The organism is Bdellovibrio sp. MYbb2, assembly GCF_056175685.1.
Genome location: NZ_JBJKJI010000001.1, coordinates 555,287 through 570,149, shown reverse-complemented (window position 1 = coordinate 570,149; position 14,863 = coordinate 555,287). Strand labels below are relative to the sequence as shown.

The window sequence follows — 14,863 nt, the reverse complement described above, 5'->3', positions numbered from 1 at the left end:
CTATTCGATAATCGCGTTCTTTAGGCCATTCAATTCGATCGTGCCTAAGCTTCCTGCTGAGCCTTTTTCGCCATCATGCCCGGGTTTACCTGGCAGGCCATCTTTACCTCTTTGGGCAGGCTTACAAACCTTTTGCTGATCCAATGTACCAGCCGCGCCGCCTTTACCACCGGTCTTGCCTGGGGCACCGAGGCCACCAATTCCACCCATTCCTGGTTTTAAAGATATGTTGAGTGTGAAGTGTTGATGGTCTTCGATTTGAACAAAAAGACTTCCGGTGTCACCGCCTGTAGCGCCGGCTTCACCGTTTAGGCCATTTGCGCCATTTTCACCATCCTCTCCGTTTGTCGGTTGCCTGGAGCATCTGATATTAATGATCCCACACCGTTGTTGACCAGAATAGCGGTCTTCCGTGCAGTCTTCATCGCCGTCCCATTCGCCGGGATCTCCGTCATAACCGTTACGTGCACTTGAAAGGCCTCGTGTACGTTCGACTTCTGTGCCGGAGCGTCCGTTCTTGCCTTTGGCCCCTTGAAGTTCTACCAAAAGATAACCAGAGGCTTGCTTGGCGCGAATTGAGATCGCCCCGCCACTATTTTGGGGGTCCTCTGTCCAAATGTCATTCGGATCAAATGTGACGATCTTTGATTTGGGGCCCGCAAATATCTTGTTCGCTTCAATTGATACCAAGTAACCGTTTGTTTTTAGAACGGCGTTTGGTTCCAGATAGAGACGACCTACTTTCAATGATAGATCTTTATTGAGGGGCATATTTTTTGAGATGACATAATCTAAGGGTATCTCAACAGGTTTGACAGTATTTAGAACGAGAACGCCCGCGCTGTTATAGGCTGTGATGTTGAAATTTAGCTTTTCGCCACCGTCGGCTGGAAGAATTATACCTGAATGCAAGTTGGGAATATTGCTTTCCAGCGCGATGTAAACAACAACACCCTCAACGGTCGGATAGTGAATTGAAACAGAGTACTGATTTACCTCTTCGCCCTCGTGAACTCGGAAATCAAAGTCCTCAAGCTTAATGGTCTGCTTTTTCAAGGCTTCTTGTTTGACGCGCTCAATTTCTGTTACGACTTCTTCAGCCGTGGTATTTTGTTTGGCGTTCTTTTCATCGGCTTTCTTAAAGGCACAGCCAGATCCATTTAAAAGGACGAAGGATAAAAAGGCTGACGCTGCAAAGAGTAGTTTACTTTGTTTCATAGTGTTCCCAGATCAAAGATTCGTTGCTTTGCCGCATTAGAGTTAATGGTTCCAACTTTTCCAATGGCGCCATCTTTTCCGTCAGCACCCTTTGGACCCAAGGCACCTTTTTGACCAGCAACTGGCTTTTGAGCGCAGACACCACGGGTTTGCCCAGGAGCTCCTCCATTGCCACCTTCGTGACCTCCTGCTCCCGGCGCCCCTTTGCCACCCTTGCCGGGCAAAGAGCCTACTTCCAATGCAAACTGATCGTGCTGAAGCACGGTTACCAGAAGGTTTCCTGTGCTGCCTCCATCTTGGCCGTTTTCGCCGCTTGCGCCAGGGGCGCCAGGTTTCCCGTTATGTCCATTGGATGCGGCTTGAACACATACTGTTTCTGCCGGACTGTCGGGTGTTTTGGGAATTCTCTTTGAAATCTCATCGTTCCCATTTGCTCCATCGAGTTGCGGATTGTGTTGGCGAGTGATGCCTTTGCTTTTCTCCAACTCGTCACCACTGCGTCCGTTCCTACCGTTAAAGCCGATCATTGCCACACGCAAAGTACCGACTGCCTTGCGAGCATTGATGGTGATACTGGAGTTGAGAGCGTGAAAGTCGTCGGTGGCGTAGTTCTGGGCGCTTTGTGTTCGGATGTGTGCGTGATTTACAAATAGTTTTCCAGAGTCAATGGGTCCTTCCAGTAAAAGTGATTTGACTGAAATGCTTAGCAAGTGTCCATTCGTTTGGATAAATGCACCCTCTAATATGTACATTCTGTTGGCTTCCATTTGCATGCCTTTACCTAGATATAGAGGTTTGTCGATGATTGTGTCGACCGGCGCTGTGGTGACGTGGGTATAAACCGAGATTGGTGCACCAAAAGAATCAATGGCTGTAAGCTCAATCTTCTGGGCTTGGCTATTTACCACAGTAATAGTGGTTGTATTGGACCCTGAGACAATTTCTTTAAATTCATTTGCAATGATCTGAACCTTAGCTACCTCAGAGGGCCATGAGATGGCCATATTATAGAATCCCATTTCAGCTTCAGTAAAAGTCACCTGCACATTATCAGCGGTCAACTGCCCATTGAAAGCTTCTTTGGCGCGCTCAGTTTTGATTTGCTCAATGACGTCCGTTGGAGTTTCACCGGGTTTGGCTTTCGGGGCATTGTCCTTTTTAAAGGCACACCCAGGCCCATTGAGAAGCACAAACGCGAACAACGACAAAATTGTAAAGCCGGCTTTTTGGTGTTTCATAATCCGAAGTTATAGCCTATCGGTGTGGGGACCTCTATATTCCAGCTCTGGGCGGGGAAATCTTATATCCGGGCTCTGAAAATGGCTAAAAGATAGACAAGTTTGGATAGACCAGATTAAAAAAATGAATCTCCCTTCAGGGAGATTTATTAGATCTTCCCCTGAACAAAGGCCCAAATTCTCCCTAAAGGGAGAATTTGATAGTAATCCCTCAGAAATTAGATAGAATCTCCCTAGGGGGAGATTATGGCCATCAAATCGATTAAAAGCACCAAAGACCTCTCTCTGCTATTGAAAGCGAGAAGAGAAGAACTGGGAATTTCTCAGGCCGAACTGGCTCAGCTCTGCAATCTTTCCGTGAACGGTATCAGCAAACTAGAAAGCAATAAAGACGGCAGCCGAGAAGTAAAACTTTCGACGCTTTTTAAGCTCGGAAAATTTTTAGGCTTTGAACTGGCTCTGAAGGTCGAAGAATGAATTCACTTAATGTGTTTTATGAAGACATCCTGGTGGGACGCCTTCTTCAAAGCGAAGATCTTACCTATTCGTTTTCGTACTCCCAGCAGTGGCTAGGTTATAAAAATAAGTTCTCGCTTAGTTTGGCGATGCCATTGCAGGCAGAGCCCTTTGGTAATCGCATCACTTTATCCTTCTTTGAAAATTTATTGCCTGAAGGCGGCGTTCGGGAGGCAATCGCCAGATCTCGTCAAACACAAGGTCCCTACGAGTTTTTAAAAGAGTATGGAGAAGACTGCGCCGGAGCGGTGATTATCAGCGGTAAAGAAAAATCCCCATACAATCCGGCCATAGAATCCAAGAATATTCCGATTGATATGGAGAGAGTCTACGACGCTATTGAGAATCATCATTCTGTTGCGCACGTTATAGCCGAACTTGAACCTGGGTATCTTTCATTGGCCGGGGCGCAAGATAAATTTCCGGCGATCTATGCCGACGGGAACTTTTTTTTGCCGGACAATGCTGGCCCCACGAAACATATCATCAAAGTTCCCATCGATCGCCAGGGCATTAAAGAGTCCGTTTTTAACGAGTACTATTGTATGCAGCTGGCAAGTCTTTGTGGTTTCAACATTCCGGTAAATCAGATTGTTTACAGCGGCAAGCATCCTCTTTTTGTGATCGAAAGATATGATCGGGAAAAAGACAGAAAGGGTGTAGTTCGTCGAATTCACCAACAGGATTTTTGTCAGGCTCAAGGCTTCACCAGTGAAAAAAAATACGAAAGTAAAGGCGGACCTTCCATTTTAGACAATTATAAATTGATCGTTGCTAATGTGACAATCAAGGAGCGCCTTCGAAGTACTTATGCCTACCTAGACTGGATATGCTTTAATCTGCTTATTGGGAATAATGATTCGCATTCGAAAAATATATCCTTCTTGCTGAGGGATAATAAAATTGAACTTGCCCCCTTTTATGATCTGGTGTCGACAGCTCTCTATCCGAGTCTAAAACGTCAATTCTCTTTTAAAATTGGTGGTCGGGACGAGTATTCGCAGATTGGCAAAAATCAATTTGCCGAACTTGATCGAGAACTTGGTTTGAAGGTTGGCACTATGGCCGATCGAATGAAGCACACCTATCAAAATATCAACACTCATAAAGACGATCTTGCAAAAAATATTACAGAGATCTTTAGCGAAGTGCGAATAGTAAGTCGAATCTCTGAGCTTATCGAGCATCGTGCCAAGGGCTTTTCCCAGCAAGGGGTTGAGCTTTGATTTTCGCCTATTAGTCCGTTTGCGACGGGTTCTATTAAGAAATGAGCCCTTCTTAAATTTGGACGCCATGCCTCAACTTGACTAACTCCATGAGTCCCCATAAATTCGTCGGCCTATGAACAAAGAATTTATGTTAAGAGCCATCGAGCTTTCCAGAAACAACATGCGTGCCGGCGCAGGCGGTCCTTTCGGGGCAGTCATTGTTAAAGACGGCAAAATCATCGGTGAAGGTTGGAACAAAGTGACTTCCTCCAACGACCCTACCGCGCATGCCGAAGTTTCTGCTATCCGCGACGCTTGCTCCAAAATCAGTAATTTTGAACTGGCGGGTGCGGAAATCTACACTAGCTGCGAACCTTGTCCAATGTGCTTGTCTGCAATCTACTGGGCCCGCATTGAAAAGATCTATTACGGCAACACCCGCAAAGACGCCGCTGAAATCAACTTCGACGACGACTTCCTTTATCAGGAAATTCCAAAAGACCTCAAAGACCGCAAAGTACCCATGGTTCAATGCGCTCACACAGAAGCGTTGGAAGTTTTCAAAGAGTGGGACAGTAAGACCGACAAGGTTCCGTACTAAAGCCCAGTAAATAGTTTTGGGACTGCAGTCCCATTCACAAGTCAGAGAGAATAAAGGAATGAAAGCACTTTCATTCCTTTTTCTTTTTTTGAGCGTTGTTGTCTCTTTGTCCTGCCAGCACAAGGAAAAACAAATCCCCCGCGATATCGCTTCTCTTCAAGCCAATGGCGGCATGGAAGGTATTTGGTTCTTGCAAGGAACTTCCTCCACCCGCGGGCCTTATAATGGTGAGCTGGAACTGCGCAAGGCATCCGATGGAACTTTTGATGTGGTTCGCGTGGTCACCTATATCAATTACTTCTTTGATGGTTTGAAAGTGCAGGAAGTGTGGACCGGAAAAGCCGTGGCCACGCATGATTCCCTGACGATTTCCTATGACCTTCGCCAGGGTGATTTCATCACAAAGCTTGGCAATCAAAAGCGAGATCCGTCGGACTTCGATGCTCCGATCACGGTGCTTTCCCGCTATGTGGTGACTCCGAATGGCCTTGCGACTCACTATGCAGATAAAAAAGTTTCTAACTACAACGAATGGATCACCACCCGTCGTGATCTTGAAGCGCAACCGTTGTGGGTGAATCAGCGCCAGACCATCAGTGCCCAGGGACCGAAAGTTACTCTGGTGGTTCGTGGCGTGATCAATCTTTTCAAAAAAGACATTGGCTACGAGAAAGATCCTTTGGTGAAGTCCTACAAAAACCGCCCCGAGTATAAAAGCGAAAATCCGTACATCGTTTTTGATCCCACGGACTTCCAGTTCTATCGCAACAACAAGGATGTGATTCGTGTCACCAACAAGATCGTCGATGACATCAGCATCACCGAAGCGGCGGTGAAACGAAATGCCTATGCTCCGACGTTAGAGGAAAAAGCCAACAGCTATGACAAAAACACCCGTGACTTCCATATCAATGAAGCCGGCATGGTTGCGCACGCCGTGCTGGACGAAAACGGAAGACTGTTGAACTATTCCTTTGATGGGGATGCCGCCCTGTGGACGGGAATGTATCTGGGCTCTCAGGCGATGCGCTATCTGAAAACCAAGGACAGCGAAGCTTTGGACAACGTGAAAAAGTCCCTGCGCGGTCTGATGACTTTGATGGAGATCACCAATGATCCGCAGCAATTCGCACGCACGTTGGCGCTGTACAATCCCGCTCAGCCGGTTCCGGCCAAGTGGCATCGCGGTGAAGGCAAGTTCCAGCACCTGATCTGGCTTGAAGGCGGCAACAACGACATGATCAAAGGGATCACTCACGGCTTCTTGTGGGCCGGAATGGTGCTGCCACAAAGTGAAACCGAACTTTGGAAAGAGCTTCGTGCCAATTCCCGCAAGCTGATTGATCTGCAGGTTGTGAACGACAAATCCCAGAACCGTCCGGCGGCGTTGGGACTGGCAGCCTGGCTGACAAATGATGCCTCTTTCAAAGAGCAGTACATCAAGTATTATGACAAGATTAAAACCAAGGTGACTGGTTACAGCTTCGACACCACTTTCTACTGGCATGGATCTGCGGACTGGAGTGGGATCAATTTGGGGTTGGTGGGTGATATCACCGACATCACGCTGGCAGACCTGCTGGGTCAAAGTAAAATCCGCGATCAGTTGCGCGAGCGCCTGATGGATGCCTGGGTGACCTATTCCCCGGCGCAAAGACATTTGCAAACACTGGTGGCTTACGGCTTTGCTTATAAACACGGAACCCGTGGTGGGAACTTCCGATCTGAAAGCAGCGAAGCGCAGTTTAATGCTTCGTTGAACCAGGCCGCTTGGGGTCTTCGTGAAATCCCGTATCCGCGCCCGAATCTGGATGTGACGATCGATCATTCATTGCGCCCGGATTGGTGCATGTCTCCGATTCCAAGGTTGTTCTGGAAGTCCCTGAAAAAGCCGGAACCACCGGTCAGCTACTTCTATCAGGGTTTGTATAATTATCCGGTATTTGAGCTGCAGGCCTTCACCAGTAACTTTGTCTGGAAAGACGGGGCCTTCCTGTATCAGGATTCTCACCGAAAAGGTGTGGAAAACTCAGGGGTGGATTACCTGTATGGCTACTGGCTGGCTCGTTACATTGGCGCCACCAATATCAACTAGGTGCCTGTAAAAGATACCGTTGCTAATCATGGGGATATCTCTTAAAAAGGTCCCCATGAAAAAGAAAAACGGCCGTGATTCCAAAGAGCTTGCTGATTTCGCCTTGGGTGAAATTCAGACCCACTATCCAGAAACATATGCTCCAGAAGTTCTGGAGGCCTTTGACAACAAAAACCCGGGCAAGATCGCCTGGACAACTTTTGTGTGCACTGAATTCACGTCGTTGTGCCCTAAGACCCGTCAGCCGGATTTCGCAAAGATCTTTATCAACTACATCGCTGACAAGAAAATGGTCGAATCCAAATCCCTGAAACTGTATCTGTTCAGCTTCCGTAACCACGGGGACTTCCACGAAGACTGCGTGCAGACCATCTGTGATGATCTGGTGAAGTTGATGAAGCCCAAATACATCGAAGTTATCGGCGAGTTTACTCCGCGCGGGGGGATTGCGATTTACCCTTACGCGAACTATGCGGCGAAAGATAAGTTCTTCCAGGATCTTTATAAAAAGCGCATGAGCGAATACGCTCCGGGTAAGTACTCTATGGAGCTTTCAAAGCTCTACTAAGCACATACATCAATTTTGAATTCAAAAGGCTCTGTCAGGATTTTTGACAGGGCCTTTCTTTTTTTCGGACACGTGAGTTGCTAAGGCAAGAATTAGTGGGCTGCAGTAGTATGGCGTCGATAATAACTATTTTGTGGAGTCCAAGATGAAGAAATTTGCCCTTGTTTCGTTGATGATGTTTTTTGCGACCGCTTCCCAGGCTTCCGAGATGGGAACTTACACTCTTAACAAATCCCGCTCTTTGTTTAGTGGCGCTCAAGTGTTTCAATTGGAACTGTCCGAAGGCTTTCAAATGAGCTTTACCAGCAAGGAACTGGGTCATTGCAGTACCAGTAAAAAGCTGACGAACACCAACTATGTTTATGCTTTGGCAGAGGGCCCTGGCATGGCCGAAAATCTTTGGGGCACCGTTTTCTGCGATAACAAGCAGTGGTTCACGGTTTATCTGAAAGTCAAAGGCGGTTATTTGCCAGGGTCGGGCGAGACAGTTTCTGGTAACTTAAGAATTTCGGATTCTTCTTTTGATGAAGTTTTTGAAGCCAAAGTAGCAATTACGAAACACTAGATAAGTAACGCCCAGAAACACAAAAACCTGCTCGAAGGCAGGTTTAAGTGGCGGAGAAGGAGGGATTCGAACCCTCGGTACACTTTTGGTGTACGAGCATTTAGCAAACGCTTGGTTTCAGCCACTCACCCACCTCTCCGCGGTCGGTTTTCTCGACTGAGGATCCAAATTGCCATAGCCCAGCCCGTTAATCAAGGTCTTGCCTCGACTCTTTTTGTAAAATTATCAAGAATGCTTGATTTTTCCCTGGCCGCAGTCTATCTATACGTCTCTTTCTCAGTGCACTCGTAGCTCAGCTGGATAGAGTACTTGACTACGAATCAAGTGGTCAGAGGTTCGAATCCTCTCGAGTGCACCATTTTTTCCCTCTTTTTACTTCCCATGTTATAGCTAGCCAGTTTCAACTCGCCGAGTTACGTTTGAGCGATGAAAAGCACGTTTTATCTTAAAATCGGCATGATGGTTCTGGCTCTGGTGGGTGTCTTCTATGGCATGAAGGCCCTGGACGGCGGCGCTTTAGAAGACAAAGCCTCGGACCCGCAAAGCGCGCTGGGTCTTCTGATCGGCAGCGACTATCGCCCTTTGAACTGGTGCCCGGAAAAAGCCCCTAAAGTGGAGATTTTTGACCAAACCGGCACCGTGATTAAAACCTTGGAAAAACCTGAAGACATCAGCTCTGTCTGTGAAATCATGATGGGGGCCTTTTCCATGGAAGGCATTGAGGAAAGCTCATTTAAAAAGAGCCTAGCTGCCCACGGCGGCTCGGCCGGAGAAATCGTGATCCTGGAACAGGTTCCGGGAAAGCCGGTTTTCCGCGTCAAAGGGATGCCCTTTAGTTCTCCGATGCTTTCCAAGGCTTTGGATAGGCTTGCAGCCCCTTAAGATTATTTCTGTTTGACAAGAACCGCCCAAAGCCGCTAATTTAGCCCTTCACCGAGTTCAGAAGTAGCTCAGTCGGTAGAGCAAGCGGCTGTTAACCGCTGGGTCGGGGGTTCGAGTCCCTCCTTCTGAGCCAATCTTTTTTAGATTGTGATTAAGAAAACCAAGTCCATAAGACTTGGTTTTTTTATTTTTAAGGCCCGTAAAGTTCGATAGCATGAAACTCTGACGAGGAGTTCATCATGAAGCTTTGGGTTTTCAGCGCGTTGATTCTTCCCATCCAGGTTTTGGCTTCCCCGCCAGCTTTTCAAGAGTCCGTTGCTAGCATTAATCCGCATTTAAAAAAATCCGCTAAATTTGAAGTTCCGGCAGCCAACGACAAAGACCTGTATCTTCGCATGGAAAAAGCGCTGACGTCGGAAAATCCCGAGCAGTCTTTGCGCACTTTGGCTGAAGAAGGTGACTTCACGACGTGTTCAGCTTTTCAGGCAACAACCTCTTCGGGGTTGCTGCCGATGACGGGGCTTTTGGATATTTCAAAAAAACTGAATGACGAGGCCATCACTGCCAAATCCTGGGAACAAAGTCTGAAACTTGCAAATCTGTGGTGGCACTTTGGTAATTGTGAAATGCCAGTGATTACCGGGCAAATCGGCATGGCGCTGTTGAAAGATTCACTGATGGAAATGGCGAAACTTTCCAAGGAAAACATGAGCGATGAAGACCGCACCAAGTTGTCGGAACTAAAGCGCAACATCAAGGACTGGAGCCCTTCAGCCCATCTGGAAAAAGAATTCCGATTTGAAATGGCTTTAACCCCCGCTTTGCTGCTGCCAGAGCTGAAATCCGGAAAGTTTGAATTTAACAAAGAAGAGCTTGAGGAAAGTTCAGAAGAAACTGCGTTGGTTGGATTTCCGGGTCTGATCAAGCTTCTTTATCCGGAAGGCTATGGCGCCTTTGACTGGAATGAAGGGGCAAAGCCCGTGGCCGCAGTGATAGATCAGATCAAGGGCGCAAAAAATCCTGCCGCAGCGATGGGAAAAGCCGTCGACGAACAGGAGGCAAAATATATTAAGTCCTTCCATGAAGAACTAAAGCTGCGCGACCAGGGTGTGAAGTCCGTAAAGGATCTTATGAAAGATGCCAAAGCCACCGAGCTGATTGCGACTTTGCAAAAAGACGAAGAGCTGCTGAAAGCAAAACGCGAGCTTGCGCAAAACTATAAAGACAAATCCGCCTTCATGATGGCGGTGTTGGTGTTTAAGCTGACGACGCCGAATTTTTCCAAGTCCATTGATAAGAAAGCGCAGACCCTGCACAAGGATCTGATCCGCCTGAGCAAGCCGCTGTAGCCGTCACAGGGCCCAATCCGGGCCCTGCTTTGTATCAATTTCCTGTAAAGCCTATTTTGTCTCAATGTGACCCAATTGGGCCCCTCTTAGGGGTCCAAATCGTTTATATTGCAAATGAGCCATCTTTCGCCGGGCATAGCCTTTGTATTATGGGGACTTGGAATTATCGGACGTCTGCTGGAGGACTCATGCGCCTTATTAAATATCTGCCCCTTGTCGCCTTTTGGAGCCTGACGGCTTTCACAATGAAAGCTGGCGCCGAAGTGAAGAGCTATCGGGAGTGGAAAACTGAAAGAGTTCAACAGGCTCAAGTCAAAGTAACGACTTTGAAGACCCAGATCGACGCCCGTAAAGGCATCCGCCTGGCAGCGGCCGGTACGGACCCCAATATGGTTCACCGCGGGGGCTTGGAGGCAGTGGCTTCTCAGGATATCTCTGTGGAAAAGCTGGAACGCGAACTTCGTGAGGAAATCTATGACCTTGAGGTCGCCAAAGACCTGTCCGTGACGGACTATTTCGTGGGTTATCTCACCAAGGTTCAGGATAAAAAGACCGCTTTTAATGAAGTGGCCGGTAAATTGTCCCCGGAAGAGGTCGCCGAGCTGATGACGGCCTATGCGAACTCGGTTTTCGGGGCGCATTCTTCGGACCTTCCAGTCAGCGCAAATAACTTTGGCAAAGACGGCATTAAGTAAGCCTTTGTAAATCCTCAGTAAGCTCTAATCTTTATTCGGTGCGCCATTGAATTTCTATTCAGAAAAATGGAGCCCCTGACCTTGACTCTTTTCACAGCCGATTCATATTAGCTTCCGTATATAAATCATTTAAATAATGAGTTTTAAAACGGAGGCTCACAATGGCTAAGAACGAAATTGGCGTTCGCCCACTTCACGACAGAATTCTAGTTCGCAGAATGGCGGAAGAAGAAAAAACCGCTGGCGGTCTTTTCATCCCTGACACAGCAAAAGAAAAACCACAAAAAGGCGAAATCATCGCGACTGGCAAAGGCCGCGTGACTGAAGATGGCAAGATCCTTCCATTGGAAGTTAAAGTTGGCGATAAAGTTCTTTTCGGCAAATACGCTGGAACTGAATTGAAACTGGATGGCGCAGAATACCTGATGATGCGCGAAGAAGACATCCTGGGCGTATTCAACTAAATCAATTTTTTAAATATCTACTCTGGCGAAGGCCGGAGTGAATCAGATAACGGAGACAATCATGAGTAAAGTAATCACATTCTCAGAAGACGCTCGTACACACATCCTTAAAGGTGTGAACACTCTGGCGAACGCAGTAAAAGTAACTTTGGGACCTAAAGGTCGCAACGTTGTTATCGACAAATCTTTCGGTTCCCCACTGATCACTAAAGACGGTGTGACTGTTGCGAAAGAAATCGAACTTGAAAACAAATTCGAAAACATGGGCGCTCAGATGGTTAAGGAAGTTGCTTCCAAAACCAACGACGAAGCTGGTGACGGTACAACTACTGCGACAGTTTTGGCTCAGGCTATCTACCGTGAAGGCGCGAAACTTGTTTCCGCTGGTCACAACCCAATGTCCATCAAACGTGGTATCGACAAAGCAGTGGCTATCGTTATCGACGAATTGAAAGCGATGTCCAAGCCGGTAAAAGGTTCCAACGAAGTAGCTCAAGTTGGTGCTATCTCTGCAAACAATGACAAAGAAATCGGTCAAATGTTGGCAGATGCTATGGATAAAGTGGGCCGTGAAGGCGTTATCACTATCGAAGAATCCAAAACTGCAAAAACTGAAGTGACTGTAGTTGAAGGTATGCAATTCGACCGTGGTTACCTTTCTCCGTACTTCGTAACCAACGCAGAAAGAATGGAAGCGGTTCTTGAGAACGCTTACGTTCTTGTTTACGACAAAAAAATCTCTTCCATGAAAGACATGATCGGTATCCTTGAAGGCGTTGCAAAACAAGGCCGTCAATTGTTGATCATCGCTGAAGACGTCGAAGGCGAAGCATTGGCAACTTTGGTTGTTAATAAATTGCGCGGCACTCTTCACATCGCTGCGGTTAAAGCTCCGGGCTTCGGTGACCGTCGTAAAGCCATGCTTGAAGACATCGCGATCCTGACTGGCGCGAAAGTGATCTCTGAAGACGTTGGTTTGAAACTTGAGGCGGCGACTGTTGCTGACCTTGGTGTTGCAAAACGCATCGTTGTAGACAAAGACAACACAACAATCATCGATGGCGCTGGTAAAAAGAACGACATCAATGGCCGTGTTGGTCAGATCAAAGCTCAGATCGAAGAAACTTCCTCTGACTATGACAAAGAAAAACTGAAAGAGCGTCTGGCTAAATTGGCTGGCGGTGTTGCAGTTATCCACGTTGGTGCTCCTTCAGAAGTTGAGATGAAAGAGAAAAAACACCGTGTAGAAGACGCTTTGAACGCGACTCGCGCTGCGGTTGAAGAAGGTATCGTTGCTGGTGGTGGTACTGCTTTGCTTCGTGCTTCCACTAAAGTTGATAAATCCAAATTCTCTGAAGAAGAGCAATTCGGTGCGACTATCATCAAACGTGCTTGCGAAGAGCCAATCCGTCAAATCGCGGCTAACGCTGGTTTGGATGGCGCGATCGTTTTGGATCGTATCCTTCAAAACAAATCCGTTTCCTGGGGCTTCAACGCTTACTCTGACGAATACACTGATCTGATCAAAGACGGTGTTATCGATCCAGTTAAAGTTGTTCGTTGCGCTTTGACGAACGCGGCTTCCGTTTCTTCTTTGATGCTGACTACAGAGACTATGATCGCTGAAGCACCTAAGAAAGAATCTGCAGCTCCTGCAATGCCAGGCCACGACGGCATGGGCGGTATGGGTGGCATGATGTAATGAGCTTAGCCTACGGCTAAGCCATTACACCCCGCCGAAGCTATCAGCGACGGCGGGTTACTGCTTCAAAAAACAAAAGCCTGGGCTATAACCCAGGCTTTTTTTATTTTTAAATTAGACGGTCTTAGAACAGATACTGAATCCCGCCAAACAACGTCGTCATCTTGTGACTGGTGCTTGTTGCTCGGGTCGCACCCGAGAAATCCGTGCTGTAATTTTCAATCATCAGTTCGCCGCGAATCTTGAATCGCGTCTTCATTTTATAATCCATAAAGAAGCTGAAGGAATTGATCTTGCTGTCGGATCCTGAACCGCTGTCCTGGGATTCGCTCATGCCGGGATTCATATAGAAATCAAAGCGTCCGCCGATATCCACAGGGATTTCCTCAGACAGCGGGAACTGACCCGCCAGGCTGATCAGGAAGCCGCTATAGTCCATGCTGGTGAACGTGGTGGGCGTGCTGCCATCCACGGTGAACTTGGTCGTCATGTAACCCGCACCGATTTGCAGCTTCGGACCGAAGAAGTCATTGGTCAGCAGGAAGTTATAGCCTGCATTCACGCCGTATTGGCCCACAGACATGTTCAAAGACGAAGGGGAGCTTCCGGCCTGGTTATTATCAACCGAGAACACAGACTGGCGCAGGTGAACGCCCATGTACCATTCCGGGTTCAGCCACAATTCACCACGCACCAGGATATTCGGAGCGAAGTTGTTGCTGCCACTCACCGACTCTGGCGTCGTCAGGCTGGTGTTTTGGGTGTAGTTGCCAAAGCCCGCCATCAATTCGACTTTACCGAACTGTGGAGGCATTGTCGGCAGCCATTCCGTCGGTTCCTCACCGAATGCCACGTCTTTGTCCGGACGGGTGCTGATGTCCTGCAAAACTTTTCCGGAAGGAGTGGTGATGGGGGTTGAGTACTTCACAAACTCGTCCGGCATTACTTTGGATCCGACGGCGATCACGCCCGGATCTTTTTCCATTTCGACGTAACCAAAGCTCATGAACGGTTCAACTTTGAAAAGTTTCACGCGACCCAGAACCTCTTTTTCGGTGCTGACCATGAATTTTAGTTTTGGATGACGGTTGATCTTGATGATCTGAACCACGGACACGCGGCTGTCAGGTTTAAGCCCGTAATTGCTGCCCAGATTCAGGGTCACCTGCTGGCCACGGCGGCTTAAGATGGTGGCTCTGAAAGGCATGCGGTACTTTAGATTTTCAAACAGGCGGTGGACTTCGTTTTTGATTTCCGCAGTTTCAAAACCTTTGTAGTCATTCAGGGATTCCTGCAGCAGCGGCAGGCCTTCGCGGCCCACAAACAAAGTCAGCGTGATGGAAATCCCGCGGGGACCACGGATGATTTTTGAAGTCAGGGCTGCTTCGCTTTGCGTGGATTGCAAAACGGTTTGAACTTCCGACGGGTTTTCATCCAGGGTTTCAGATTTGATTTTCAGATCTTTTGGAAAGTTGGACAAAGACCACTGCTTGTCTTCGTTTAACAAAGTTCTTAGTTCTTCTTCAGCGGGTTTTGCATAAATGCCGCCCACATTGTCAGTGGTTGGAACCAGCACGATGGATTTGATGGCAAGATCTTGGTCGGCAGCGCTGACGTAAACGTTCTGGGCATTGGTCTGGGCCCACGCAGTCGGGCTGATTGAAATGAAACAGGACGCGACGAAGAGAGAACTCAGCAAGAATGATTTCATAAATTTATTCTGCACTGCCTCTGAAAACAGGTCAATTTGGCGTCAAGTAAT

At 47.7% G+C, this 14,863-nt stretch carries 14 protein-coding genes and 3 tRNA genes; 13 read left to right on the top strand and 4 right to left on the bottom strand.

Going from position 1 to position 14,863, the window contains the following annotated elements; translation table 11 throughout:
• Together AC04MQ_RS02810 and AC04MQ_RS02805 are read right to left on the bottom strand one after the other, a co-directional pair.
• Positions 1-1,218 (bottom strand): hypothetical protein, encoded by a 1,218-nt coding sequence (locus AC04MQ_RS02810; RefSeq protein WP_475390967.1) that lies wholly within the window; start codon positions 1,216-1,218, stop codon positions 1-3.
• On the bottom strand, positions 1,215-2,456 hold the full coding sequence (locus AC04MQ_RS02805; RefSeq protein WP_475390966.1) for a hypothetical protein: 1,242 nt from the start codon (positions 2,454-2,456) through the stop codon (positions 1,215-1,217). The genes AC04MQ_RS02810 and AC04MQ_RS02805 overlap by 4 nt, the downstream gene beginning before the upstream one ends.
• Positions 2,457-2,702: 246 nt before the next feature.
• Here AC04MQ_RS02805 and AC04MQ_RS02800 point away from each other — a divergent pair, with 246 nt between their 5' ends.
• The 6 genes from AC04MQ_RS02800 (at position 2,703) to AC04MQ_RS02775 (ending at position 8,009) form a co-directional block, all read left to right on the top strand.
• Positions 2,703-2,933 carry a helix-turn-helix domain-containing protein gene (locus tag AC04MQ_RS02800; RefSeq protein ID WP_015089287.1) on the top strand — a complete coding sequence of 77 codons (231 nt, stop codon included), beginning with the start codon at positions 2,703-2,705 and terminating at the stop codon, positions 2,931-2,933.
• Positions 2,930-4,198: a HipA domain-containing protein gene (locus tag AC04MQ_RS02795; protein WP_475390964.1), complete on the top strand. Its 1,269-nt coding sequence runs from the start codon at positions 2,930-2,932 to the stop codon at positions 4,196-4,198. The genes AC04MQ_RS02800 and AC04MQ_RS02795 overlap by 4 nt, the downstream gene beginning before the upstream one ends.
• Positions 4,199-4,313: 115 nt before the next feature.
• Positions 4,314-4,781 carry a nucleoside deaminase gene (locus AC04MQ_RS02790; protein ID WP_011162705.1) on the top strand — a complete coding sequence of 156 codons (468 nt, stop codon included), beginning with the start codon at positions 4,314-4,316 and terminating at the stop codon, positions 4,779-4,781.
• A 58-nt stretch (positions 4,782-4,839) separates the two neighbouring features.
• Positions 4,840-6,876 carry a hypothetical protein gene (locus tag AC04MQ_RS02785; protein WP_475390961.1) on the top strand — a complete coding sequence of 679 codons (2,037 nt, stop codon included), beginning with the start codon at positions 4,840-4,842 and terminating at the stop codon, positions 6,874-6,876.
• A gap of 55 nt (positions 6,877-6,931) precedes the next feature.
• Complete coding sequence (queF, locus tag AC04MQ_RS02780; RefSeq protein WP_041576741.1) at positions 6,932-7,444, top strand: preQ(1) synthase; 513 nt, start codon at positions 6,932-6,934, stop codon at positions 7,442-7,444.
• 145 nt (positions 7,445-7,589) lie between these two features.
• Positions 7,590-8,009 carry a hypothetical protein gene (locus AC04MQ_RS02775; protein ID WP_041576743.1) on the top strand — a complete coding sequence of 140 codons (420 nt, stop codon included), beginning with the start codon at positions 7,590-7,592 and terminating at the stop codon, positions 8,007-8,009.
• Positions 8,010-8,057: 48 nt separating this feature from the next.
• Here the strand turns inward: AC04MQ_RS02775 and AC04MQ_RS02770 are convergent.
• Positions 8,058-8,148: transfer RNA gene (locus tag AC04MQ_RS02770), tRNA-Ser, on the bottom strand.
• Between the two features lie 142 nt (positions 8,149-8,290).
• Here AC04MQ_RS02770 and AC04MQ_RS02765 point away from each other — a divergent pair.
• The 7 genes from AC04MQ_RS02765 (at position 8,291) to groL (ending at position 13,101) form a co-directional block, all read left to right on the top strand.
• Positions 8,291-8,367: transfer RNA gene (locus tag AC04MQ_RS02765), tRNA-Arg, on the top strand.
• Positions 8,368-8,435: 68 nt separating this feature from the next.
• On the top strand, positions 8,436-8,891 hold the full coding sequence (locus tag AC04MQ_RS02760) for a hypothetical protein (RefSeq protein ID WP_015089292.1): 456 nt from the start codon (positions 8,436-8,438) through the stop codon (positions 8,889-8,891).
• Between the two features lie 57 nt (positions 8,892-8,948).
• Positions 8,949-9,024 (top strand) — tRNA-Asn (locus AC04MQ_RS02755).
• 106 nt (positions 9,025-9,130) lie between these two features.
• Positions 9,131-10,240, top strand: coding sequence for a hypothetical protein (locus AC04MQ_RS02750; protein WP_015089293.1), 1,110 nt, complete (start codon positions 9,131-9,133; stop codon positions 10,238-10,240).
• Positions 10,241-10,428: 188 nt separating this feature from the next.
• On the top strand, positions 10,429-10,935 hold the full coding sequence (locus AC04MQ_RS02745) for a hypothetical protein (RefSeq protein WP_041576745.1): 507 nt from the start codon (positions 10,429-10,431) through the stop codon (positions 10,933-10,935).
• A 176-nt stretch (positions 10,936-11,111) separates the two neighbouring features.
• Complete coding sequence (gene groES, locus AC04MQ_RS02740; RefSeq protein WP_038452046.1) at positions 11,112-11,399, top strand: co-chaperone GroES; 288 nt, start codon at positions 11,112-11,114, stop codon at positions 11,397-11,399.
• 61 nt (positions 11,400-11,460) lie between these two features.
• A complete protein-coding gene (groL, locus tag AC04MQ_RS02735; protein ID WP_041576747.1) occupies positions 11,461-13,101 on the top strand; it encodes a chaperonin GroEL in 1,641 nt (546 codons plus the stop codon).
• Between the two features lie 124 nt (positions 13,102-13,225).
• On the opposite strand, the gene AC04MQ_RS02730 is transcribed toward groL, so the two are convergent.
• Positions 13,226-14,812, bottom strand: a complete 1,587-nt coding sequence (locus AC04MQ_RS02730; RefSeq protein WP_475390958.1) for a hypothetical protein — start codon at positions 14,810-14,812, stop codon at positions 13,226-13,228.
• Between the last annotated feature and the right edge of the window lie 51 nt (positions 14,813-14,863).